The following is a 21,461-nucleotide window of genomic DNA, read 5'->3' on the forward strand; positions in this document are numbered from 1 at the left end:
TGATGATCACAGCCGGCCTGGCCGCAACCGTCGCCACGACCGCGGCGCAGTGGGGCCGGGCTGCGCCAACGCTGGCTCAGGTGCGCCTCGATGGCCGCATCGTCGCGGAAATACCGCTGAACGGTACGCATCGCGTCGCCATCGCCGGCGCGCTGGCCGCGCAGGGCGAAACCGTGATCGAGGTCGAACCGGGTCGCGCGCGCGTTGCCGCCGATCCGGGTCCTCGCCAGTACTGCGTGCACCAGGGCTGGCTGACGCGCGCTGGCGCGGTCGCGGTCTGCGCACCCAGCCACATTTCGCTGCAACTGGCCGGACCGGACAGCGTGCAGGACACGGTGGCGTTCTGATGAGCGCCGTGGTCAACGTCGAGCCGAGTACGCGCGACCGTCGCCTGGCGCGCTATGCGGCCGCAGCGATCGCCGCGTCCCTGATCGAGGCGGCGATTCCCAGCCCGCTGCCGGGCGTGAAGCCGGGTCTGGCCAACATCGTCATCCTCATCGTGCTGGCCCGCCACGGCTGGCGCGACGCCGTCTGGGTCAGCGTGCTGCGGGTGATCGCCGGCAGCCTGCTGGCCGGGCAGTTCCTCGCGCCCGGCTTCTTTCTCGCCGCCACCGGCGCACTGACCAGCCTGGCGGTGCTCGGCGCACTGCAGACACTGCCCTGGCGCTGGCTGGGGCCAGTCGGCCGCTCGGTCGCTGCGGCCTTCGCCCACATCGGCGGCCAGCTGGTGCTTGCGCGGCTTTGGCTGGTGCCGCACGACGGCCTGTTCAACCTGGCGCCCGTGTTCTTCGCCGCCGCGCTGGTGTTCGGCATCGTCAATGGCGTGGTCGCCGACCGGCTGTTGCGGGACAATGCGGCATGACCTCGACGCCCCGATCACCCACCATACTCGTCGCGCTGACCGGCGCCTCCGGCATGCCTTACGGCCTGCGCCTGACCGAAATGCTGCTGGCCGCCGGCTGTCGCGTCTGGCTGGTGTATTCGCAGGTAGCGCAGATCGTCGCCCGGCAGGAGATGGATGTCGTGCTGCCGGCCAATCCGCAGCAGGCGGCGCGCGAACTGTCGGCGCGCTTCAACGCCGCACCGGGCCAGCTTGAAGTGTTCGGCCGCGAGGACTGGAACTGCCCGCCGGCCTCCGGTTCGAATCCGCCCGATGCGATGGTCGTGTGCCCCTGTTCGATGGGTACGCTGGCGTCGATCGCGCACGGCCTGGCGTCCAACCTGATCGAACGCGCCGCCGACGTCGTGATGAAGGAACGCCGTACCCTCATCCTGGTGCCGCGCGAGACGCCTTTCTCGACCCTGCACCTGGAGAACATGCTGAGCCTGTCGCGCAACGGCGCGGTCATCCTGCCGCCCTCGCCCGGTTTCTACCAGCAGCCGCGCGAGATCGCCGATCTGGTCGATTTCGTGGTCGCCCGCATACTCGACCAGCTGCGCGTTCCGCACACGCTGCTGCCGCGCTGGGGCGAATCGCGCGATGCCGACTGACGCTGTCACACGCCTGACATGCAGATGAAACAAGCTGAAGGGCTTTCCGGTCGTGCCGCCGCAGGCGACCGGGCACCTCGGGAGCACGCACATGAAGATGGACAGCCAGCCGCTGGACGGCGGCATCACCCTGATCCGGCTCGACGGTCGTCTCGACATCGAAGGCGCGGAGACGCTGGACCAGCCGCTCACCTACGCCACCAGCACGCACCCGGCGAGGATTGCGATCGATCTGTCGGAAGTGAGCTTTCTCGCCTCGATCGGCATCCGCACGCTGCTGTCGGCGGCACGCGGCCAGGCCTCGCGCGGCGGCAAGCTGGTCATGTTCGGTGCGCAGCCGATGATACGGCGCGTGCTGCAGACCGCCGGCGTCAACCAGTTGCTGACGCTGTGCGACGACCTCGACGCCGCGCGCAAGGCGCTGGCCGACTGAACGCCGGAGCAAATCTCCACGGGGTGCGCTGTGCATAGCGCACACGCGCGCCGAAGCCTGCGCCTGATCAACGACAGCGGCGCCATTTCCGCTGCGAGCGCCTGGTTGCGCACGCTCGGCGACAGCTTCGATCTGGGCAGCGAACTGGTGTTCCGGCTCGACCTGTGCGCATCGGAACTGGTCGCCAACATCGTCAGCTACGCCTTCGACGACGAAGCGCCGCACACCATCGCGCTCGACCTGATTCTGGAGCCGCAGTCGGTCAAGCTGGTGGTGGCGGACGACGGCCGCGAATTCGATCCGCTGGAGCTGCCGGAGCCGGTGACCCCGGCCACACTGGAAGAAGCCAGCGTCGGCGGACTGGGCGTGCACCTGGTGCGCCAGTTCGCCGATCAGGTCAGTTACGAGCGCACCAGCGGCCGCAACCAGCTCACGCTGGCGTGGACCCGGCCAAGCCGCAGCAGCCCGAGCGGCAGCCGCACCCCGGTGCGCCGCGGCGTCGAGCGCAGGCGTCGCCAAGCCGCGGTGTTCCCGCTGATCCGCGCCGACGGCAGCCGTGTCAGCCAAGACGCCCGCGTCGGCGGCGAGCGCCGCGCACTCGGTTTCATTTCGCGCCTCGACCTGTTCCGCGACGTGCCCTACGCGCTGATCGAAGGCCTGCTCGCCCATTGCGCGCAGCGCGACTACCCAGACGAATACGTGGTGCTGGCGCCCGGCATGCAGAACGACCACGTGGCCCTGGTGCTGGCCGGACGGCTGCGGGTCTACCTGGACGATCCGGCGACTGACGGCCAGGGTGGCTACACGGTGATCGGCAGCGGCGAATGCGCGGGCGAGCTTTCGATCATCGACGGCGAACCGGCGTCCGCCTGGGTGGTGGCCGAACCCGGTACACGCCTGCTGCTGATCGACGCCCACACCTTCTTTTCCGAGCTGCTGCCGCTGCCTCAGGTCGCCCGCAACCTGCTGCGCCTGATGGCGGCGCGCATGCGCCAGGCCAATCACCAGGTGGTCGAACAGGTGCGCCGCTCGCTGGTACTGGAGCGCCTGCAGTCGGAACTGCGCACGGCGCAGGAAATCCAGTCGGGCATGTTGCCGCTGCGCTCGCCGATGTTCGCCGAACACCCGGAAATCGAGTGCGAAGCGAGCATCCAGCAGGCGCGCGAGATCGGCGGCGACTTCTTCGACGCCTTCTTCATCGACGAGAACCGCCTGTTCGTCGCCATCGGTGACGTCTGCGGCAAGGGCATGCCGGCCGCGCTGCTGATGATGCGCACACTGACCACGCTGCGCGCAGAAGCGGCACGCAAGCAGGGGCAGAAGGGGCATCTGGAAAGGGTGATGGAACGCACCAACCGCAAGCTGGCGCTGAACAACGAACGACTGCTGTTCGCCAGCCTGTTCATCGGCCTGCTGGACACCCGCGATGGCAGCTTCCGCTACGCCAACGCCGGTCATCTGCGGCCCGTGCTGCTGCGTCGCGGCGACGCGCCGGTACTGCTCAAGGTGCCGCGCAACCCGATCGCCGGCATCGACCCGACCATCGATTACGCACTGGGCGAAACCCGGCTCGGCTCGGGCGACCAGTTGCTGCTCTACACGGACGGCGTGACCGAAGCGCTGAACACGCGCGGAGAACTGTTCGGCGAAACGCGGCTGCTGGCGACGCTGACCGGTCTGCGCGCCGGCGCAGCAGGCGCCATCGACGCGGTACGCGAGGCGACCCGCCTGTTCTGCGACGGCCAGGCGCCGTCGGACGACGTGACGCTGCTGGCGCTGCGCTACATCGGCCACACGTAGAACATGCATCCGCCACGTCCTTCGCGGACGGCGGCGGATGCCCGTCGTGCTTACTGCACCTTGGCCTTCGACATCAGCGATTCGATGTGGGTCTGCACCGCCTGCTGCTGCATCGATTCGATCACGCGGTCCTTTACCTCCTCGAACTTCGGCGCTTCGGCGCGGCGCACGTCGTCGAGCTGGATCACGTGGAAGCCGTAGGCGGTCTTGACCGGCTCGGTCGTGAACTGGCCCTTCTCCAGCTTCTGCAGGGCGGCGTCGAATTCCGGAACGAAGGAGCCCGGGCGCGACCAGCCCAGCTCACCGCCGCGCTCCTTGCTGCCCGGATCGTTCGACACCGACACCAGTTCCGCGAACGGCGTCCCGGCCTGCAGCTTGGCGATGATGTCGCGCGCGACCTCTTCGGAATCGACCAGGATGTGGCGCGACGCGTATTCGTTCGGGCCGCCCTGAGCGACCACGCGCTCGTACTCGGCGCGGGCGGCCGCCTCGGTCACCGGGTTCTTCTCGACCCAGCGCTCCAGGTAGGCGTTGGCCAGCATCTCGCCACTGGAATAGGCGATGCGCTGCTGCACCTCCGGCACCTTGTCGGTACCGGCCTTGCGTGCCGCCTGCAGCAGCACCTCGCGGCGCACCAGGTGCTCGCGCACACGGTTGCGCAGGTCCTCGTTGTCGGGCGCGCCCTGGGCGACCTGCTCGCGCACCAGCAGATCCGCCAGCGCGGCGGGCACGGCCACGCCATTGACCTTGGCCAGCGCGGCACCGGCCGCAGGCGCCTTGGTCTGGGCCACGGCGGAGGCGGCAACACTCATCATCAGGGCGGCGGCAAGTGCGCCGATACGGTGGTTCATCAGGACATCCTCGTGGGTTGTGTGGGGCTCGTTCGAGCGGAATGCTTATACCGCCCTTTTGGCCGGTGTGGCGAGGGCTGCTGTAACCGTGCTGTCGCCGCGACGTCATATGTGCTGAACACGCACTGCATATCTTGAAGCGGTACCCTTCACGGAGACGGGAATGCTTCAGATCGATTCGGCACGCGAACGGCGTGCCCAGCGCAACCTCAGCGTCACGCTGGCGGCCTGCGAATCCGAGGTGCTGGCGGCGCAGCAGCTGCGCTGGCGGGTGTTCGCCGACGAACTTGGCGCACGGCTCGACAGCCCGGTGCACGGCGCCGACATCGACCGCTTCGACGCCCACTGCAAACACCTGATCGTGCGCGACGAGGACAACGGCCGCATCGTCGGCTGCTACCGCATCCTGCCGCCCGAGGCGGCGCGGCGCACCGGCGGCTACTACTCGGAAACCGAATTCGACCTCGGCCGGCTCGACCACCTGCGCTCGCAGATGGTGGAGATCGGCCGCTCCTGCATCGACGCCGACTACCGCAACAACGCGGCGGTGATCGCGCTGCTGTGGTCCGGTCTTGCGCGCTACATGCTGGACGGTGGCCACCAGTACCTGATCGGCTGCGCCAGCATCGGGCTGGCCGACGGCGGCCACAATGCGGCGGCCATCTGGGCCGGCCTGAGCGCGCACATGGCGCCGGCCGAATACCGCGTGTTCCCGAAGGTGCGGCTGCCGCTGGAGCGCCTGACACCGAACGCCGGCAGTGTCCTGCCGCCGCTGGTCAAGGGCTATATCCGCGCTGGCGCCGAGGTGTGCGGCGAACCGGCCTGGGACCCGGACTTCAACACCGCCGACCTGCCGCTGCTGCTCACCATGGCCAAGCTGGATGCGCGCTACGCCCGCCACTTCGTACAGCGCGCCGCCTGATCCGCGAACCGGGGAGGACGTAAGATGTCTGTCATCAGTCTGTTTGCCGACCTCGATCTTCCCTTGTCGCACCCTCATCCGCACCACCCCGTCGCCGCGCGTGCCGCCGCGGCCACGCACCACACTTCCGGCCTGCGCGCACAGGCGCGCATGACCTGGCGCATCGCGCGGCTGGCCGTGCATCTGGCCGCCGGCTGTTCACGCGTCGCCCTGCTCTATCCGCTGGTCGGCGAGCGCACGCAACGCAAGATGCGCGCACGCTGGTCGCGCCAGCTGCTCGGCGTGCTCGGTGTCGAACTGCAGGCGCAGGGGCCGCTGCCGCGGCCCGGCCAGCTGCTGGTGAGCAATCACATCTCCTGGGTGGACGTGTTCGTGATCAACGCCATCTCGCCGCTGTCTTTCGTCTGCAAGGACGAGGTGCGCAGCTGGCCGCTGCTCGGCTGGCTGGTGGCGCGCAACCACACGGTGTTCATCCGTCGCGCCAGCCGCAGTTCGGCGGCCGAGGTGCGTGACCGGCTGGTCGGTTCGCTCAGCTGCGGGCGCAGCGTGATGGTGTTCCCCGAGGGCACGACCACCGACGGCCGCGCCGTGCTGCCCTTTCGCGCCGCGCTGTTCCAGGCCGCGATCGACGCCGGCCGCGCGGTCAAACCGGTGCGCCTGCGCTATGTCGATCATCGCGGCGAGCACTCGGACGCCGCCGCCTACATCGACGACGTGAGCTTCTGGCAGTCGGTCTGCATGCTGGCGCGCGCTCCGCGCACGGTGGCGCGCGTCGAACTGCTGCCGGCCCTGCCCTCGCACGGCCTGACGCGGCAGGATCTGGCGCAGGTGACGCACGCCCAGGTGAGCGCGACCGCCTGAACAGTTGATTCGGATCAACGGCCGCACAGCACGGCGGCGTACCGTGGAATCGGAGGCTGCGGCACGGTGCCGCAGACCGGACGGTACGAGGAGAACCGCATGATCCGCGAAGTCACCGGCGACATTCTTTTTACGCGCGCCCAGGTCATCGCCCACGGCATCGCCGTGCGCGAACGTTTCGACCACGGTCTGGCGCTGGCGCTGCGCGAGCGCTGGCCGTCGATGGCGCGCGACTACCGGCACGCGCAGCACGGCCGCCACATGGCGCCGGGCGAGGTGTGGTCGTGGGCCGGCGTCGATAACGACGGCAGCACGCGCAACATCGTGAACATGCTCACCCAGGACATGGTGGGCGAAGGCCCGGCGGCAAAACCGGGCAAGGCGACGGTCGAGCACGTGCATCACGCGCTGAAGGCGCTGGCCCGGCACCTGCAGGCGATCGGCGCCACCAGCGTGGCCCTGCCGCGGCTGGCCACCGGCGTCGGCGGTCTGGAGTGGGCCGAGGTGAAGCCGCTGATCGAACAGCATCTGGCACCGCTGGGCATTCCGGTCGTCGTCTATGAAACCTATCGCAAGGACGTGGTGGCGGACGAGAAGCTGCACTGACGCCGTCGGTGCGGCAGGCGCTCAGCGCCCGTCGCGCAGGCTGTCGATCAGCGCCATATTGTGTTCGAGCAGGCGGTTGCACTCGTCGTCGCGCCGCGCGAACGCGTCGTCCAGCCCCTGCGCCTGCGCAGGGTCGGCGCGACGTTCGGCCAGCGCCTTGCGCTCGCGCGCCAGCACGGCCGCGACCTGCGGGCGTTCGCCCAGGCGCATGGCCAGCGAGAGGTAGTTCTTCGCAGCGTACTGCACACGCACGGTACGGCTCGCTTGCGGATGCGCGGCCGCGATGTCGCCATAGATTGCAGAGCACGCGGCCAGCCGCTCGGCCAGCGTCGGCCGGTCCAGCACCTGCGCCTGCGCGCCGGCAGCAACCAGCAAAAGGGTCATCGAGACTGCTGTGTGTTTGATGTGCATGCAAATGCCTCCGTGTCCGGCATCGCAGCGTAAACACCCTGCCTCAGTCGCTGCGGCCGCAGCGACGCGGTGAGGACGATCGCCTCGTTCGATCGGGTGCACATCCCCGCCTTTGCGCCCATCGGCATCGCCGCGCCCGGGACTGCTTCCCTCGGCATGCGCTAGGGCAGCAGGCGCTCGCGCAGGAAAACCGGAAAGCGCGGCTGGCCGCGCGGCGTCAGCTCACGATAGCGGTAGGTGACGACGGCGCCGATGGCCGGCGGCGCCGCACGCTGGGCGTCGGTGAAGCCGCTGCCGATGCGGAAACGGCGACCCGCTGCGTCGGTCACCTCGAGCGCACCCAGCCGGCCGCGATGACGGCCCTTGCCCGGCAGGTGGGCGAGCACGGTTGCTTCGGCGTCGAGAAAGGGGGTGAGCTTGAGCAGTGCGTCGCTGCGGCCGGCTGTCCAGTGCGCGTCGGCCCGGTGCAGCATCAGGCCCTCGCCACCACCGGCGACGACCGCGTCGAACAGCGCCTGCAGCGCGGCGCGGTCGGCGAGTCGCTGCTGCGGCACGACGCGTATCCAGTCGACACCGATCGCCTCGACCAGCTGCTGCATACGCGCCAGCCGCTGCGAAAAATCGCCGTCGGCACCCGGCAGGTCGAACAGCATGTAGCGCACCGCGCGCCAGTCGGCGTCGGTCGAGCGCTCACGGCGGACGATGCCGGACAGCTCGTCGAAGCGGCCACGCCCCAGCCACAGCTCGCCGTCGAGCGGGTATCCGGGCAGCGGTACGACGAACCACGCCGGCGCGGCGACGGCCGCACCGTTGCGCAGGCGCAGCGCCTGCCCGTCCCAGCGGGCGCGGACACCGTCGAGCTTTTCGCTTATCCAGTAGGGCGTCGGGTCGATGTCGGCGGGCGCACGCTGCGCCAGCATCGGCGGCAGCGGGTCGGCGACAGCGAATGACGGAAACAAGCCGCAAAGACAGAACAGCAGCACGCGCATGGTCGGGACTCCGGTGACGGAGCCGCGATTATCCCGCTTCATGACAATGGCAAACGCCGAGGCGCGCACTCGTGCAGCTTGTTGCGGACGTTCAGCGCGCTTCGCCGGCCTTGTCGCGCTCGCGCTGGTAGCGCTCGTATTCGAGGTTCGCCGTATCCAGGCAGCGGCTGCGTTCGGCCGCATCGACGATGCGGTCGCACTCGTTCTGGCGCCAGCCGGCCGCGCTGTCATAGACCTGCCGGCTGCTGCAGCCCGCCAGTACGCAGGTCAGCACGGTGATGGCGGCGATCGGGCGAATCACGGCTTACTCCCCGAGATAGGCGGCGCGCACCGCCGGGTTGTCCAGCAGTTCGGCCGCCGGTGCGGTCAGCGTGATTTCGCCGCCATCCATCACGCAGCCGCGGTCGCACAGCGACAGCGCGAGCCGCGCGTTCTGTTCGACCAGCAGCAGCGTGACGCCTTCGCGCGCGACTTCGCGGATCACCTCGAACACAGTGTTGACCATGATGGGCGACAGCCCCATCGACGGCTCGTCGAGCAGCAGGATGCGTGGCCGGCTCATCAGCGCGCGGCCGATCGCCACCATCTGCTGCTCGCCGCCGGACAGCGTGCCGGCGGTCTGCCCTGCGCGCTCCTTCAGCCGCGGCAGCAGGCCGAACACGCGCTCGATATCGGCGGCTATGGTCGCCTTGTCGTCGCGTACGTAGGCGCCCATCTCGAGGTTTTCCAGCACCGACAGCCGGGCGAATACACCGCGGCCTTCCGGCACCAGCGCCAGGCCCTTGCGCACCAGCAGGTGCGGCGGCGCGTGCTCGATCGCCTCGCCATCCAGCTTGACGCTGCCGCGCGCCGGCAGCATGCGGGCGATGGCTTTCAACGTGCTGGTCTTGCCGGCGCCGTTGGCGCCGATCAACGCCACCTTCTCGCCGGTGGCGACATCGAGGTCAACGCCGCGCACGGCGCAGATGCCGCCGTAATGCACTTCCAGTGCGCGCACCTCAAGCATCTGCCGCCTCCGTACCGAGATAGGCGGCGATCACGCGCGGGTCGCGCCGCACCACGTCCGGCACGTCCTCGGCGATCTTCTCGCCGTAATCGAGCACCGCGACGCGGTCGCACAGCCCCATCACCAGTTTCACGTCGTGCTCGATCAGCAGCACGGTCATGCCGTCGCCGCGCAATTTCTCGATCAGCGCGCGCAGACCAACGGTTTCGGTCGCGTTCATGCCGGCGGCCGGTTCGTCCAGCGCCAGCAGCTTCGGTTCGGTGGCCAGCGCGCGGGCGATCTCCAGCCGGCGCTGGTCGCCGTAGCTCAGATGGGTGGCCTGCTGGTTGGCCAGACGGTCGATGCCGACATAGCGCAGCAGCGCATGCGCGCGCGCCTCGGTGTCGGCCTCCTCGCGCCGCGCCGCCGGCGTACGCAGGATGGCGCCGAGCACGCCGGTGCGCAGCCGGATGTGGCGGCCCACCATCACGTTCTCCAGCGCGCTCATCGCGCCGAACAGCCGGATGTTCTGGAAGGTGCGGGCGATGCCGACACCGGCGATGTGGTGCGGCACGCCCAGCGGCAGCGGCTGGCCATTGAAGCGCACCTCGCCCTGGTCGGCGCTGTACAGGCCGGTCAGCACGTTGAAGAAGCTGGTCTTGCCGGCGCCATTGGGCCCGATCAGGCCGTACACCTCGCCGGCGCGTATCGCCAGCGACACGTCGCGCAGCGCCTGCACGCCGCCGAAGCGCTTGCTGATGCCGCTCGCTTCGAGCAGGGGCGTGCTCATGCCGCCTCCCCGTGCGCCGCCAGTTCGCGCTTGCGCAGCGCCGATGGCCACAGCCCGGCCGGGCGCCAGCGCATCACGACCACCAGCGCGATGCCGAACAGCAGCAGACGCAGCGATTCCGGATCGATCAGCACCTTGCCGAACAGCGTCTGCTGCAGCGGCACCGCCCCCCAGCGCAGCGCCTCGGGCAGCAGCGCCAGCAGCACCGCACCGAGGATGACACCGGCGATATTGCCCATGCCACCGAGCACCACCATGCACAGCACCATGATGGATTCGAGCAGGCCGAAGGATTCCGGGCTGACGAAGCCCTGGAAGCCGGCGAACAGGCCGCCGGCCACGCCGCCGAAGGTGGCACCGAGGCCGAAGGCCAGCAGTTTCACATTGCGCGTGTTGATGCCGCAGGCGCGCGCGGCGACCTCGTCCTCGCGGATGGCGACCCAGGCGCGGCCCAGCCGCGAATCCTGCAGCCGCATGCAGACGAAGACGACGATCAGGGTCAGCGCGAGGAAGAAGTAATACTGCAGGTACACACCGGGCAGCGTGAAGCCGAACAGCTCCAGCGGCCGGTTCAGCGCGTGACCGCCGATCTGCGCGGCGGCGATGTTGTTGATGCCTTGCGGGCCGTTGGTGATGTTGGCCGGCGCATTCAGGTTGTTCAGGAAGATGCGGATGATTTCGCCGAAGCCCAGCGTCACGATGGCCAGGTAGTCGCCGCGCAGCTTCAGCGTCGGCGCGCCCAGCAGCACGCCGAACAGGCCCGCGACCAGCGCGCCGAGCGGCAGCACCGCCCACACCGGCCAGCCTGGCGCGGCGGCGAAAACCTGCGGGAAGGCGATCGCCAGATGCGGGCTGGACAGCAGCGCATACAGATAGGCACCGACCGCGTAAAAGGCGATGTAGCCGAGATCGAGCAGGCCGGCGAAACCGACCACGATGTTCAGCCCGAGCGCCAGCATGATGTAGAGCAGCGCGAAATCGATGATGCGCACCCAGGAATTGCCGAAGCCGGCACCGACGACGAAGGGCAGCACCGCCAGTGCCACGCCGATCAGCACGACGCCCAGCCTGGCCTTCAGTTTCGGATCGACGCTCATGCGCGCTCCGCCACTTTCTCGCCCATCAGGCCGGACGGCCGGAACACCAGCACCAGGATGAGCACGAAGAAGGCGAACACGTCCTTGTAATGGCTGCCGAGGAAACCGCCGGTCAGGTCGCCGATGTAGCCGGCGGCCAGGCTTTCGATGATGCCCAGCAGCAGACCGCCCAGCATGGCGCCGCCGAGGTTGCCGATGCCGCCCAGCACCGCCGCGGTGAAGGCCTTCAGCCCGAGCATGAAGCCCATCGCGTAATGCGCGATCGAGTAGTTGGCCGCCACCATGACGCCGGCCACCGCGGCCAGTGCCGAGCCGAGTACGAAGGTGAAGGAAATGACGCGGTTGACATCCACGCCCATCAGCCGCGCCACCGCCGGGTTCTCGGCGGTGGCGCGCATCGCACGGCCGAGCCGGGTGCGGGTGACCAGCCAGACCAGCGCCGCCATCAGCGCCGCCGCGGTGGCGATGATGATGATCTGCAGGTCGGTGATGGCCGCGCCGAGGAACTGGTGCGGTGCTGCCGGCAGCAGCGGTGGAAAGGTGTGGTAGTTGCGGCCCCAGCCGATCATCGCCAGCTGCTGCAGCACGATGGACACGCCGATCGCGGTGATCAGCGGCGCCAGCCGCGGGGCGTTGCGCAGCGGCCGGTAGGCGACGCGCTCTATCGTGAAGCCGACCGCCATGCACACCGGAATCGCGATCAGCAGACCGCCGAGCACGACGGCGGGGCCGGGCAGGCCGCTCGGCACCAGCAGGCCAATGGCGGTCAGCGCGGTCAGCGCGCCGATCATCACCACTTCACCATGGGCGAAATTGATCAGGCCGAGAATGCCATAGACCATCGTGTAGCCGAGGGCGACCAGCGCGTAGATGCTGCCGAGCACCAGACCGTTGATGATCTGCTGGATGAAGATGTCCACGAGGTATCGAGGGAGGCCGGGAGAAGATGGAAGCGCCGATCAGGCGCCGGCGATGCGCGCCGCCCGGCCCGGGGCCGCTGCGGACGCGCAGGACTGCATTGTGCCGCTCAGTTGGCGCTCAGTTGCTCGGCTTGCCGCCCATCGTTTCGAGCGCCGACCATGCGCCGCCCTTGGCCTGATACAGCGTGACCGCGCCGTCCTTGATGTCGCCCTTTTCGTCGAACTGGATCTGCGCGCTCAGACCCGGGTAGTTCAGCGCCGCCAGCGCCGGCAGGAATTTCGCCGTTTCGGTCGAGCCGACCTGCTTCATCGCCTCGGCCACCACGCGCACCGCGTCATAGGCATAGGGGGCATAGAGCTGGATGTCGGTGTTGTACTTCGCCTTGTAGCGGTCGCGGAAGGCGGTGCCACCCGCCATCTGGTCCAGCGGCACACCGGGCAGCGAGCAGTAGTGGCCTTCGGCGCCCTCGCCTGCCAGCTTGTGGAATTCAACCGTGCAGGCGCCGTCGCCGAACAGCATCGGCGCGGTAATGCCCAGCGTCTTCAGCTGACGCGCCATCGGACCGGCCTGGGTGTCCATGCCGCCGTAGAACACGAGGTCGGGCTTGGTCAACTTCACCTTGGTCAGAATGGCGGCGAAGTCCGTTTCCTTGTCGGTCGTGTATTCGCGGGTGACCACCTCGGCGCCGGCCGCCTTGGCCGCCTTCTCGAACTCGTCGGCCAGGCCCTGACCGTAGGCGGTGCGGTCATCGATGATGGCGATCTTCTTCGCGCCCAGCTTGCTCATGGCGAAGCTGCCGAGCACGCTGCCTTGCTGCACGTCGTCGGCGAACACGCGGAACGCCGTCTTGTAGCCCTGCCGCGTATAGGTCGGATTGGTGGCGGACGGCGACACCTGGACGATGCCTGCGTCGTGATAGATGCGCGACGCAGGAATCGTCGTGCCGCTGTTCAGGTGACCGATCACCGCATGCACGCGGGCATCGGCCAGCTTCTGCGCCACCGTGGTGCCCTGACGCGGATCGGCTTGGTCGTCCTCGCCCAGCAGTTCGAACTTCGCCACCTTGCCGCCGATCAGGATCTTCTCGGCATTCAGATCGTCGATGGCCAGTCGCGCACCATTCTCGTTGTCCTTGCCGAGGTGGGCCTGCGGGCCGGTCAGCGGCGCCACATGACCGAGGCGGATGGTGATCGTGGCCTCGCCGGCATCGGCGGTCACGGCCGGCACGGCGGCCTCTTCCTTCGGACCGCAGGCGGCGAGCAGGCAGGCCGACAGGGCCACGAGTGCGGACAGCGGGCGCGACGGGGTGATCAGGGTCATGTGGAATCTCCGCGAGGGGCTGAAAGGTTGTCAGCCCCGGATTTTGCGGGCGGGCGCCCGGAGCGTCAATTTGGATGCGGCAGAAACGACGATGCCGGTGCGCACAAGCGCACCGGCATCGTCAGTCTGCATCAACGAACGGCAATCAGCGTGCCATGCGGCGACGCGCGGCGGCAATCAGACCGAGACCGGCGAGGAACATCGCATAGGTTTCCGGCTCGGGAACCGGCACCGTCACGACGATGGGGTTCTGCGACATCGACACCGGGCCGGTCTCGCTGAAGGTGAGGCCGGTCACGAAGGCGGTCGGGTTCAGCGGATCAAGCGCCGCGCCCTCCTCGATGCCGAGGATGCGGAAACGGGTGACCGCCTCGGCAAAGGTGAAGGTGACGCCGCCGGTCAGCACGTCGCCGCTCGCCACCCAGGCTTCGCCGTTCCACAGCCACAGGTCGTACAGGCCGTCACCGAAGGTCGGCAGCAACACCGAGGTGATCGAGGGGCCGCCGTTGACGATGTAGTCGTAGCCGATGGCGATGTCCGGATCGATGAACACCGGCGTGCCGGCGACCACGTTGAAGTCGAAGTTCCAGCCCTCGTCGCTGGCCACCGGCATCAGCGGGTTGGAGGCCGAGGAGCCCGGCAGCTGACCATTGCGGATCGCGAACGACCACAGGCCGGCTTCGCCGCCTGCCACATTGGTGGTGTGCTGCAGGTTCAGCACGTCGCCGGTGCGCGAACCGGGCAGCGTCAGGTAATTGACGCCGTCACCGGCGTCGTAGCCGGCCTGCGCCGGAATGCCGCCCAGGCCATTCGAGCCGCCGCTGGCGTCACCGGTGGTCCACTCCAGTCGCTCGTAGCGGAAGTTGACGTCGAAATTGCCGCCGCCCTGGTTGCGCAGCACCAGCTGGAAACTGTTGGTCTTGTCGGTCGCGGAGCTGTAGTAGCCGACGGCATCCCAGGTGACTGCAAGCGTGTTGGCGTTCGGCGAATGGATCCACACATTGCCGGTGCCGCGCGTGTTGACGTCACCCCAGAAGGGCGCAATCATCGGCTGGCTGGAGATCGGAAAGGGGTCGGGCGTGTAGGTGCCGATCGCCGACAGGAAGCTGATGTTGCCGTTGTTGTTGACAAAGAAATTGCTGAAGGTCTGACCGAAGAAATCGATGTCGAACGGCAGCGGCAGCTGGTTGGTCGAGCCGTCGTCGTTGGCGGCCAGAAACTGCGTACCGTAGCCACGGTCGCCCACGCCGAAGTCGAGCATTGAGACAGCCTGCGCGCCGCCGGACAGCGTGGCGATCAGCGCGGGCAGGAGAAGGGTGCGGAATTTCATCTGTAACGCTCCGGTAATGTTCGACCGGGCGTCAGCAAGTCATGTGCCAAAACGTATGACTTTAGTATTAGTCCTTTCGGATCATCGACCTACGGCATATGGCGGCGGCACGCCGTTTCAGCGGTGTAAGGCGGGCCGACACGACCGTCCGGAAGTCCGTAGCACAACACCGCTCGAAACGGCCTGATGTGAGCTGAGGCGATGCGTGATGCGGGTCACGGCTGACGCATTGCGCGTGATCGCTCAGCTGCGCACCTTGTCGCCGGCCGGCAGCGGGCCCAGCCCGCCCTCTTCGCGCACGTCGTCCGGCAGGCGTTCGCGCAGATCGCTGATGAGGCCGAGCGCGGCCATCGCCTTCAGGATGTAGAAGGTGACGTCGATTTCGTACCAGGCGAAGCCGGCACGCGCGCTGGCGCCGTAGCGGTGGTGGTTGTTGTGCCAGCCGCCGCCGAAGGTGAGCAACGCGAGCAGGGGGCGGTTCACCGAGTCGTCATCGGTGTCGTAGCGGCGGTAGCCGCCCGGCATGAAGCGGAAGTGACCGACCGAATTGACCATGGACACCGTCTGCACGCCAAGCGCGGTGGGCAGGAAGAAGCCCCACATCAGCGCCGCACCGCCGCTGACGGTCGGACCGAAGGCACCTGCCTGCGCCAGCAGCCATATGAAGAAGGCGCCGGACAGCATGAGCAGCGTGTAGTGCTTGTTCACCCAGAGGATTTCCGGGTAGCGCGCGAAGTCGGGCACGACGTCGAGATCAGTGTCCTTGTAGCGCTCGCACCAGACCCAGCCGACGTGCGAATGGAACAGGCCGTGCTGGCGCGGCGAGATCGGGTCGTCGGGGGTTTCGACATTCTGGTGGTGGTGGCGATGCACCGACGCCCACCACAGCGGACCGTGCTGGCCGCACTGCGAGGCAATCACCGCAAGGATGAACTGCACCGGGCGCGAGCACTTGAAGGCGCGGTGCGAGAAGTAGCGGTGGTAGATGCCTTCGACGCCGAACATGCGCACTGCGTAGCTCGCCAGCGCCAGCCACACCAGCGGCCAGGTCGGCGGATAGATGAAGGGGGTGGCGATCGCGGCAGCGAACAGGATGACGTAGCGCACCCGTGTCTGGTTGATCGACTCGGTGACCTGCTTGCCGTAATGCGTGCGGGACGCTGTTGCGCTCATGCTCGACCTTCTCCGGAAAGGGGGTGCCGGGCGCGAGTCTAGCAAGCGGGGTATTGCAGCCGATGCGTCGAATACAGCCGCCCCTTGCCCCCATTTCGAGCGGTCAACGAAAAAAGCCGGCCATACGGCCGGCTCTTTCGGTGCCCGACGATCCGCTTACTTGGCGCCGGCAAGCACCCAGGCAGCCAACGTCTTGGCATCGGCGTCCGACAGTGCCGATTGCGCGGGCATCGGCATCGGACCGCCCCAGGACGGCTTGGTACCGGCCGGCGTACCGGCCTTGATGAAAGCGGCGACCTTGGCTTCGGCGTCCTTCTGGCCGGCGTACTTCTTCGCGACAGCCTGGTAGCCCGGACCGATCTTGGTGTCAGCGCCCTGCGAATGACAGGCCAGACAGCCCTTGGCGGTGGCCAGGTCCTTGCTGGCGAAAGCCGGCGCGCTCACGAGCGCTGCGGCGCAGACGACGGCGGAAATCAGGGTTTTCATGGTGTTCCTCGACGGAGTGGTTGATCCAACGTTCAGTGGGTCGCGGGGCCGGGCAGATCCGGCGCAGGCTCGGCGGCGCGGCCCGCAAGTCTAAGCCAGCCGACAGCAGGTGAACAAGAGCGTGCCGTGCAGCCTGCCCCAGATACAACGACGGCCAGCCGCCGCGCGTTGACCGGGATCAGCGCCCGGACGTTCGCCGCCAGCCCAGGCTGAGCGCCGTACCGACCAGGATGATGACGGTGCTCGCCAGCATCGCCAGCGTCGGCCGCTCGTCGAACAGCAGATGGCCCCACAGCATGGCGAAGGGCGGGATCAGGAAAGTGACGCTCAACGCCTGCGTCGCCCCCATGCGGCCGATGAGGCGGAAATACAGCGCGTTGGCCAGTGCGGTTGACACCAGTCCGAGCACCGCTACCGCCAGCAAGGGGCGCCAGGAGGGGAGATGATCGGGCAGCGACGCCAGCGCCCACGGCAGCAGCAGCAGCGCCCCGACCAGCGAAATACCGGTGGCCACGGCCGATGGATGCACGTCGTGCAGGTGGCGTCGCACCCACTGCACGCACAGGCCGTAGGAGGCCGACGCGATCAGCCCAAGCGCCACCGCGTCCAGTCCGACCTTGAGTCCGCCGACCTCGCGCAGACCGGCCAGTAGCACGACGCCGGCAAAACCGAGCAGCAGGCCCAGCTGCTTCGGGCGCGACAGCGCCTCGCGCCACACCCACACGCCGAGCAGCGCCGAAAAAAGCGGAGAGGTCGCGTTCAGCACCGCGGCAAAGCCGGCGCTGGAGCGCATGACCGTCTCGGCGAACAGCACGAAGGGCAGCGCCGTGCTGCCGGCTCCGGTCAGCAGCAGCCAGCCGCTCACCCGACGACGCTGGCCTGCAGCAACGTCGCGCAAGGGCCAGCCAAACAGCGCCAGCAGCGCCATCGACGCCAACGCAAGACGCAGCCCGACGGTCAGCGGCAGACCCAGTTCGGGGATGGCGACACGGTAGAGCGCGAAGGACGCGCCCCAGATCAGCGCCAGCAGCAGGAATTCGACACGGGTGCGCACGGCGGAGCGGGGTCGAAGCGGGCCGCCATTGTCGCCGGCCGGCGCCCGGCCCGCCAGCCGGCTAAACTGCCGGCCTGCATCTGCTGCCGCCGGAACATCATGACGCCCCGCTTCGACCTCGCCCCGCCCGCCCCCGACCTGTCCGTCACGCTGCAGGCCTGCCTCGACAACAAGACCAAGCCGCTCGGCGCGCTTGGCCGACTGGAGGCGCTGGCACTGCAGGTCGGTCAGGTTCTGGGCTCGACCGCACCCGAGCCGGGCCGGCCGCACCTGCTGGTGTGCGCCGGCGATCACGGCACGCTGCGCGACGCGCGCGGGCGCGGCCTGTCGGCCTACCCGGCCGACGTGACCTGGCAGATGGTCGAGAACTTCCTCGCCGGCGGCGCCGCCATCAACGTGCTGGCGCGCGAGGGCGGCATGGCGCTGCACATCGCCGACTGCGGCGTGGCGCACGACTTCGGCCCCCGCGACGGCCTGATCGACGCCAAGGTGGCGCACGGCACCGCCAGCTGGTTCGACGGCCCGGCGATGACACCTGCGCAGTGCGCGCAGGCGCTGGACAACGGCGCCCGCATCGCCCGCGACATCGCGGCCGGTGGTGCTCGTGTGCTCGGTTTCGGCGAAATGGGCATAGGCAATACCGCGTCCGCCTCGCTGATCACCCATCTGCTGACCGGTGCAGCGATGGACGACTGCGTCGGCCGCGGCACCGGTCTGGGCGACGCCGCGCTGGCCGACAAGAAGCGCGTGCTGGCCGGACTGGCTGCCGGCTACGACGGTCCGCGCAACGCGTTTTCGGTGCTCGCCGCCTTCGGCGGCTTCGAGATCGCGACCATGGCCGGCGCCATGCTGGGCGCCGCGCAATCGCGCATGCTGCTGCTGATCGACGGCTTCATCAGTTCGGCCGCCGCGCTGGTCGCGCAGGCACACGCGCCGGCGCTGCGCGACTACTGCGTGTTCTCGCACCGCTCGCAGGAGCGCGGCCACGCCATCCAGCTCGAGCACATGCAGGCACTGCCCCTGCTCGACCTCGACCTGCGCCTCGGCGAAGGCACCGGTGCCGCGCTGGCCTGGCCGCTGGTCCGCGCGGCGGCCGCCATCCTGCGTGACATGGCCAGTTTCGAGTCCGCTGGCGTGTCGAAGGCGTGAAGGACACGCTGGTCGCCACGGTGACACGCCGATGATCCGCCGCGAACTCGAACTGTTCTTCAACGCGCTGCGTTTCTTCACGCGGCTGCCGGTGCCGGCCTGGGTCGGCTGGTCGAACGAGTTGATGAACGCCAGCGCACGCTGGTGCCCGGCGGTGGGCTGGGTGGTCGGCGCCGCCGGCGCCGCTGTGTTGTGGGCGACCGGGCAGGTACTGCCGGCCGCGCTCGCGGTCGTGCTGTCAACCGCTGTGACGATACGACTGACCGGCGCCTTCCACGAGGACGGCTGGGGCGACGTGTGCGACGGCTTCGGCGGCGGCTGGTCGCACGAACAGATCCTGACCATCATGAAGGACTCGCGCATCGGCGCGTACGGCGCCCTCGGCATCGTGCTCATGCTGGCCGGCAAGCTGGCGGCGCTGTCCGCGCTGCCGCTGGCGAGCGCGGTCGTCGCGCTGCTGGTCGCGCATCCGCTGTCGCGGCTGTGCGCAACCGCGCTGATTTACTTGATGCGCTACGCGCGTGACGAAGACCCGGACGGCGTATCGCGCGCCAAACCGCTGGCGGTGAAGCTGTCGGGCGGCGGCATGCTGTGGGCAGCACTGTGCGGTCTGGCGCCGCTGTCACTGCTCGCACCGGTACAGATCGCCCTGGTGATCGGGCTGGCGCTGCTCGTCACCGTCGCCGCGGCCCGCCACTTCCAGCGCCGCATCGGCGGCTACACCGGCGACTGCCTGGGCGCCGTGCAGCAACTGGCGGAGCTGGCGGTGTACGTGGCGCTGAGCGCGCGGATCTGACCGCGGTTAGGCCTGGTGGTGGTGAGCTTGCTCGCCCGAGTAGCCTGAACCGAAGCTTGCGGCCCGTCGCCGCCCTGTCGCGGCCAAGGCCGCTCCCACAGGAGCGGGCGCCCGATTCACGGCCGGAGCCAGAGCGAGGTTCTGTGGGAGGGGTCTTCTGACCCCGAAATCAGCCGGCATCGAAGCCGGCGGACCATCACCGCCGCGTCGCGGCCAAGGCCGCGCCCACAGGAGCGGGCGCCCAATTCACGGCCGGCGCCGGTTTTTTGTGGGAGCGAGCTTGCTCGCGATCAGGGCCTGGATCGAAGCCTGAGGCCGGGTGTCGTGAGCCCTCGCGTCAGCCGCGCAGCCGCGCGATCAGGCCATCCAGCTGGTCGAGGTCGTTGAAGCGGATGACCAGCTTGCCAGCGCCGCGCGCGTTGGCGGCGATCGCCACCGGCGCGCCGACGATGTCCGACAGTTCCTCTTCCAGCCGCGCCAGGTCGCGCGAAGGTTCGGCTTTTGCCTTGGTACCCTGCTCGGCCAGACCGCCGCGCGCCACCAGTTTTTCGGTGTCGCGCACGGTCAGGCCCTGGGCGACGACGCGATTGGCGAAGGCGATCTGATCGGCCTTGGGCAGGCTCAGCAGCGCGCGCGCATGGCCCATGTCGAGGTCGCCGGTCACCAGCTGTTCCTGCACCGGTTCGGCCAGCTGCAGCAGGCGCAGCAGATTGGTGGTGGCTGAGCGCGAACGGCCGATGGCGTTGGCCGCCTGTTCGTGTGTCATGCCGAATTCGTCGATCAGGCGCTGCACGCCGGCCGCCTCTTCCAGCGGATTCAGATCCTCGCGCTGGATGTTCTCGATCAGGCTCATCGCCAGCGCGGCGTCGTCCGGGATGTCGCGCACCAGCGTCGGCACTTCGCTCAGGCCGGCCAGCTGCGCAGCGCGCCAGCGGCGTTCGCCGGCGATGATTTCGAATCGTCCGCCGCCCACGCTGCGCACGATGATGGGCTGCATGATGCCTTGCGACTTGATCGACTCCGCCAGCTCTTCGAGCGAACCCGGATCCATGCGGGTGCGCGGCTGGTATTTGCCCGGCTGCAGCAGGCCGACCTCCAGCGTGCGCAGTTCGCCCGAATTGCCGGATTCACCGGTGTTGCCGGCCAGCAGCGCATCGAGGCCGCGGCCGAGGCCCTTGAGTTTGGGAGGAGTCATGGCGTTCGGTATTGTTGTCGTGGGTCGATCAGAAGCTCTTCACGCGCTCGATCATTTCCTGTGCGAAGGCGCTGTAGGCCTGCGCACCTTTGGCGTTCTTGTCGAACAGCACACCGGGAATGCCGTAGCTGGGCGCTTCGGCCAGCCGCACATTGCGCGGCACCAGGGTGCGGAACACCTTGTCGCCGAAATGCGATTCGAGCTGGCCGGACACCTGCTGCGACAGCGTGCTGCGCGGGTCGAACATGACGCGCAGCAGGCCGATGATCTTCAGGTCGCGGTTCAGGTTGGCGTGCACCTTCTTGATCGTATTCACCAGGTCGGACAGACCTTCCAGCGCGTAGTACTCGCACTGCATCGGGATGATGACGCCGTGCGCCGCGCACAGGCCGTTCAGCGTGAGCAGGCTGAGGCTGGGCGGGCAGTCGATCAGCACGAAATCGTAATCGGCTGCGTGCTCGGCAATCGCCTTTTTCAATCGATTTTCCCGATTCTCCAGCCCGACCAGTTCGACTTCGGCGCCGGCCAGATCGCGGTTGGCCGGCAGCACATCCAGCCCGGCATGCGGACTGGTCACGCGCGCGTCGGCCAGCGAAGACAGGCCAACCAGCACCTGATAAACGCTGGACTTCAGTGTGCGCTTGTCGACGCCGGCGCCCATCGTGGCGTTGCCCTGCGGATCGAGGTTGACCAGCAGCGTACGCTGGCCGGCCTGACCGAGCGCGGCGGCGAGGTTCACGCTGGTGGTGGTCTTGCCCACCCCGCCCTTCTGGTTGGCGACTGCGAAGATGTACGGCATGC

Annotated in this window: 25 protein-coding genes; 10 read left to right on the forward strand and 15 right to left on the reverse strand. The window is 68.5% G+C overall.

Going from position 1 to position 21,461, the window contains the following annotated elements; all coding sequences use genetic code 11:
* The first annotated feature begins 2 nt into the window (after positions 1–2).
* From ACQ66H_RS20675 to ACQ66H_RS20695, 5 genes are all read left to right on the forward strand, one after another.
* Positions 3–347, forward strand: a complete 345-nt coding sequence (locus tag ACQ66H_RS20675) for a NusG domain II-containing protein (protein WP_430432280.1) — start codon at positions 3–5, stop codon at positions 345–347.
* Positions 347–862 (forward strand): Gx transporter family protein, encoded by a 516-nt coding sequence (locus ACQ66H_RS20680; protein ID WP_430432281.1) that lies wholly within the window; start codon positions 347–349, stop codon positions 860–862. The genes ACQ66H_RS20675 and ACQ66H_RS20680 overlap by 1 nt, the downstream gene beginning before the upstream one ends.
* A complete protein-coding gene (locus tag ACQ66H_RS20685) occupies positions 859–1,491 on the forward strand; it encodes a flavin prenyltransferase UbiX (protein WP_430432282.1) in 633 nt (210 codons plus the stop codon). Before ACQ66H_RS20680 ends, ACQ66H_RS20685 begins: the two co-directional genes overlap by 4 nt.
* A gap of 91 nt (positions 1,492–1,582) precedes the next feature.
* Complete coding sequence (locus ACQ66H_RS20690) at positions 1,583–1,924, forward strand: STAS domain-containing protein (protein ID WP_430432283.1); 342 nt, start codon at positions 1,583–1,585, stop codon at positions 1,922–1,924.
* 30 nt (positions 1,925–1,954) lie between these two features.
* Entirely contained in the window at positions 1,955–3,724 is a 1,770-nt protein-coding gene (locus tag ACQ66H_RS20695) for a SpoIIE family protein phosphatase (protein ID WP_430432284.1), read from the forward strand.
* A gap of 50 nt (positions 3,725–3,774) precedes the next feature.
* Here the strand turns inward: ACQ66H_RS20695 and ACQ66H_RS20700 are convergent, their stop codons facing one another.
* Positions 3,775–4,575, reverse strand: a complete 801-nt coding sequence (locus ACQ66H_RS20700; protein WP_304005742.1) for a peptidylprolyl isomerase — start codon at positions 4,573–4,575, stop codon at positions 3,775–3,777.
* 163 nt (positions 4,576–4,738) lie between these two features.
* Between ACQ66H_RS20700 and ACQ66H_RS20705 the strand changes: the two genes are divergently transcribed.
* The 3 genes from ACQ66H_RS20705 (at position 4,739) to ACQ66H_RS20715 (ending at position 6,964) form a co-directional block, all read left to right on the forward strand.
* Positions 4,739–5,497, forward strand: coding sequence for a GNAT family N-acetyltransferase (locus ACQ66H_RS20705; protein ID WP_430432285.1), 759 nt, complete (start codon positions 4,739–4,741; stop codon positions 5,495–5,497).
* A gap of 24 nt (positions 5,498–5,521) precedes the next feature.
* Positions 5,522–6,358 (forward strand): lysophospholipid acyltransferase family protein, encoded by an 837-nt coding sequence (locus ACQ66H_RS20710; RefSeq protein ID WP_430432286.1) that lies wholly within the window; start codon positions 5,522–5,524, stop codon positions 6,356–6,358.
* Positions 6,359–6,457: 99 nt separating this feature from the next.
* Entirely contained in the window at positions 6,458–6,964 is a 507-nt protein-coding gene (locus ACQ66H_RS20715) for a macro domain-containing protein (RefSeq protein ID WP_430432287.1), read from the forward strand.
* 21 nt (positions 6,965–6,985) lie between these two features.
* On the opposite strand, the gene ACQ66H_RS20720 is transcribed toward ACQ66H_RS20715, so the two are convergent.
* The 12 genes from ACQ66H_RS20720 to ACQ66H_RS20775 all read right to left on the reverse strand — a co-directional run bounded on the left by ACQ66H_RS20720 (position 6,986) and on the right by ACQ66H_RS20775 (position 17,520).
* On the reverse strand, positions 6,986–7,348 hold the full coding sequence (locus ACQ66H_RS20720; protein ID WP_430432288.1) for a hypothetical protein: 363 nt from the start codon (positions 7,346–7,348) through the stop codon (positions 6,986–6,988).
* Between the two features lie 188 nt (positions 7,349–7,536).
* The gene (locus tag ACQ66H_RS20725) at positions 7,537–8,364 is read right to left on the reverse strand and encodes a DNA ligase (RefSeq protein ID WP_430435572.1); all 828 of its coding nucleotides are present in this window, start codon (positions 8,362–8,364) and stop codon (positions 7,537–7,539) included.
* 91 nt (positions 8,365–8,455) lie between these two features.
* Positions 8,456–8,665 carry a hypothetical protein gene (locus tag ACQ66H_RS20730; protein WP_430432290.1) on the reverse strand — a complete coding sequence of 70 codons (210 nt, stop codon included), beginning with the start codon at positions 8,663–8,665 and terminating at the stop codon, positions 8,456–8,458.
* Positions 8,666–8,668: 3 nt separating this feature from the next.
* A complete protein-coding gene (locus ACQ66H_RS20735; RefSeq protein ID WP_430435573.1) occupies positions 8,669–9,370 on the reverse strand; it encodes an ABC transporter ATP-binding protein in 702 nt (233 codons plus the stop codon).
* Positions 9,363–10,139, reverse strand: a complete 777-nt coding sequence (locus ACQ66H_RS20740) for an ABC transporter ATP-binding protein (RefSeq protein ID WP_430432292.1) — start codon at positions 10,137–10,139, stop codon at positions 9,363–9,365. The genes ACQ66H_RS20735 and ACQ66H_RS20740 overlap by 8 nt, the downstream gene beginning before the upstream one ends.
* Positions 10,136–11,236 carry an ABC transporter permease subunit gene (locus ACQ66H_RS20745; protein WP_430432293.1) on the reverse strand — a complete coding sequence of 367 codons (1,101 nt, stop codon included), beginning with the start codon at positions 11,234–11,236 and terminating at the stop codon, positions 10,136–10,138. Before ACQ66H_RS20745 ends, ACQ66H_RS20740 begins: the two co-directional genes overlap by 4 nt.
* Positions 11,233–12,156 (reverse strand): branched-chain amino acid ABC transporter permease, encoded by a 924-nt coding sequence (locus tag ACQ66H_RS20750; protein ID WP_430435574.1) that lies wholly within the window; start codon positions 12,154–12,156, stop codon positions 11,233–11,235. The genes ACQ66H_RS20745 and ACQ66H_RS20750 overlap by 4 nt, the downstream gene beginning before the upstream one ends.
* A gap of 118 nt (positions 12,157–12,274) precedes the next feature.
* Positions 12,275–13,477: a branched-chain amino acid ABC transporter substrate-binding protein gene (locus tag ACQ66H_RS20755; RefSeq protein ID WP_430432295.1), complete on the reverse strand. Its 1,203-nt coding sequence runs from the start codon at positions 13,475–13,477 to the stop codon at positions 12,275–12,277.
* 145 nt (positions 13,478–13,622) lie between these two features.
* Positions 13,623–14,807 (reverse strand): nidogen-like domain-containing protein, encoded by a 1,185-nt coding sequence (locus tag ACQ66H_RS20760; protein WP_430435575.1) that lies wholly within the window; start codon positions 14,805–14,807, stop codon positions 13,623–13,625.
* A gap of 243 nt (positions 14,808–15,050) precedes the next feature.
* Positions 15,051–15,980 (reverse strand): acyl-CoA desaturase, encoded by a 930-nt coding sequence (locus tag ACQ66H_RS20765; RefSeq protein ID WP_430432297.1) that lies wholly within the window; start codon positions 15,978–15,980, stop codon positions 15,051–15,053.
* A gap of 156 nt (positions 15,981–16,136) precedes the next feature.
* The gene (locus ACQ66H_RS20770) at positions 16,137–16,466 is read right to left on the reverse strand and encodes a c-type cytochrome (protein ID WP_430432298.1); all 330 of its coding nucleotides are present in this window, start codon (positions 16,464–16,466) and stop codon (positions 16,137–16,139) included.
* Between the two features lie 178 nt (positions 16,467–16,644).
* On the reverse strand, positions 16,645–17,520 hold the full coding sequence (locus ACQ66H_RS20775) for a DMT family transporter (protein WP_430432299.1): 876 nt from the start codon (positions 17,518–17,520) through the stop codon (positions 16,645–16,647).
* A gap of 99 nt (positions 17,521–17,619) precedes the next feature.
* Here ACQ66H_RS20775 and cobT point away from each other — a divergent pair, with 99 nt between their 5' ends.
* Both cobT and ACQ66H_RS20785 read left to right on the forward strand, forming a co-directional pair.
* The gene (cobT, locus tag ACQ66H_RS20780; protein WP_430432300.1) at positions 17,620–18,669 is read left to right on the forward strand and encodes a nicotinate-nucleotide--dimethylbenzimidazole phosphoribosyltransferase; all 1,050 of its coding nucleotides are present in this window, start codon (positions 17,620–17,622) and stop codon (positions 18,667–18,669) included.
* A 31-nt stretch (positions 18,670–18,700) separates the two neighbouring features.
* On the forward strand, positions 18,701–19,465 hold the full coding sequence (locus ACQ66H_RS20785; RefSeq protein ID WP_430432301.1) for an adenosylcobinamide-GDP ribazoletransferase: 765 nt from the start codon (positions 18,701–18,703) through the stop codon (positions 19,463–19,465).
* Between the two features lie 337 nt (positions 19,466–19,802).
* Here ACQ66H_RS20785 and ACQ66H_RS20790 read toward each other — a convergent pair whose 3' ends face one another.
* Together ACQ66H_RS20790 and ACQ66H_RS20795 are read right to left on the reverse strand one after the other, a co-directional pair.
* Positions 19,803–20,660, reverse strand: coding sequence for a ParB/RepB/Spo0J family partition protein (locus tag ACQ66H_RS20790; RefSeq protein WP_430432302.1), 858 nt, complete (start codon positions 20,658–20,660; stop codon positions 19,803–19,805).
* Between the two features lie 28 nt (positions 20,661–20,688).
* The gene (locus tag ACQ66H_RS20795) at positions 20,689–21,459 is read right to left on the reverse strand and encodes a ParA family protein (protein ID WP_430435576.1); all 771 of its coding nucleotides are present in this window, start codon (positions 21,457–21,459) and stop codon (positions 20,689–20,691) included.
* Positions 21,460–21,461: the final 2 nt, after the last annotated feature.

It is taken from the genome of Methyloversatilis sp., from assembly GCF_965284615.1.
Taxonomy (GTDB): domain Bacteria; phylum Pseudomonadota; class Gammaproteobacteria; order Burkholderiales; family Rhodocyclaceae; genus Methyloversatilis.

Excerpts from the sequence above, each read along its gene's own strand:
- ACQ66H_RS20735 (WP_430435573.1), bottom strand. The coding sequence starts at position 9,370 with ATGCTTGAGGTGCGCGCACTGGAAGTGCATTACGGCGGCATCTGCGCC.
- ACQ66H_RS20720 (WP_430432288.1), bottom strand. The coding sequence starts at position 7,348 with ATGACCCTTTTGCTGGTTGCTGCCGGCGCGCAGGCGCAGGTGCTGGAC.
- ACQ66H_RS20770 (WP_430432298.1), bottom strand. The coding sequence starts at position 16,466 with ATGAAAACCCTGATTTCCGCCGTCGTCTGCGCCGCAGCGCTCGTGAGC.
- ACQ66H_RS20785 (WP_430432301.1), top strand. The coding sequence starts at position 18,701 with ATGATCCGCCGCGAACTCGAACTGTTCTTCAACGCGCTGCGTTTCTTC.
- ACQ66H_RS20700 (WP_304005742.1), bottom strand. The coding sequence starts at position 4,575 with ATGAACCACCGTATCGGCGCACTTGCCGCCGCCCTGATGATGAGTGTT.
- ACQ66H_RS20790 (WP_430432302.1), bottom strand. The coding sequence starts at position 20,660 with ATGACTCCTCCCAAACTCAAGGGCCTCGGCCGCGGCCTCGATGCGCTG.
- ACQ66H_RS20705 (WP_430432285.1), top strand. The coding sequence starts at position 4,739 with ATGCTTCAGATCGATTCGGCACGCGAACGGCGTGCCCAGCGCAACCTC.
- ACQ66H_RS20685 (WP_430432282.1), top strand. The coding sequence starts at position 859 with ATGACCTCGACGCCCCGATCACCCACCATACTCGTCGCGCTGACCGGC.
- ACQ66H_RS20680 (WP_430432281.1), top strand. The coding sequence starts at position 347 with ATGAGCGCCGTGGTCAACGTCGAGCCGAGTACGCGCGACCGTCGCCTG.
- ACQ66H_RS20725 (WP_430435572.1), bottom strand. The coding sequence starts at position 8,364 with ATGCGCGTGCTGCTGTTCTGTCTTTGCGGCTTGTTTCCGTCATTCGCT.
- ACQ66H_RS20765 (WP_430432297.1), bottom strand. The coding sequence starts at position 15,980 with ATGAGCGCAACAGCGTCCCGCACGCATTACGGCAAGCAGGTCACCGAG.
- ACQ66H_RS20710 (WP_430432286.1), top strand. The coding sequence starts at position 5,522 with ATGTCTGTCATCAGTCTGTTTGCCGACCTCGATCTTCCCTTGTCGCAC.
- ACQ66H_RS20740 (WP_430432292.1), bottom strand. The coding sequence starts at position 10,139 with ATGAGCACGCCCCTGCTCGAAGCGAGCGGCATCAGCAAGCGCTTCGGC.
- ACQ66H_RS20715 (WP_430432287.1), top strand. The coding sequence starts at position 6,458 with ATGATCCGCGAAGTCACCGGCGACATTCTTTTTACGCGCGCCCAGGTC.
- ACQ66H_RS20795 (WP_430435576.1), bottom strand. The coding sequence starts at position 21,459 with ATGCCGTACATCTTCGCAGTCGCCAACCAGAAGGGCGGGGTGGGCAAG.
- cobT (WP_430432300.1), top strand. The coding sequence starts at position 17,620 with ATGACGCCCCGCTTCGACCTCGCCCCGCCCGCCCCCGACCTGTCCGTC.
- ACQ66H_RS20760 (WP_430435575.1), bottom strand. The coding sequence starts at position 14,807 with ATGAAATTCCGCACCCTTCTCCTGCCCGCGCTGATCGCCACGCTGTCC.
- ACQ66H_RS20745 (WP_430432293.1), bottom strand. The coding sequence starts at position 11,236 with ATGAGCGTCGATCCGAAACTGAAGGCCAGGCTGGGCGTCGTGCTGATC.
- ACQ66H_RS20675 (WP_430432280.1), top strand. The coding sequence starts at position 3 with ATGATCACAGCCGGCCTGGCCGCAACCGTCGCCACGACCGCGGCGCAG.
- ACQ66H_RS20690 (WP_430432283.1), top strand. The coding sequence starts at position 1,583 with ATGAAGATGGACAGCCAGCCGCTGGACGGCGGCATCACCCTGATCCGG.
- ACQ66H_RS20755 (WP_430432295.1), bottom strand. The coding sequence starts at position 13,477 with ATGACCCTGATCACCCCGTCGCGCCCGCTGTCCGCACTCGTGGCCCTG.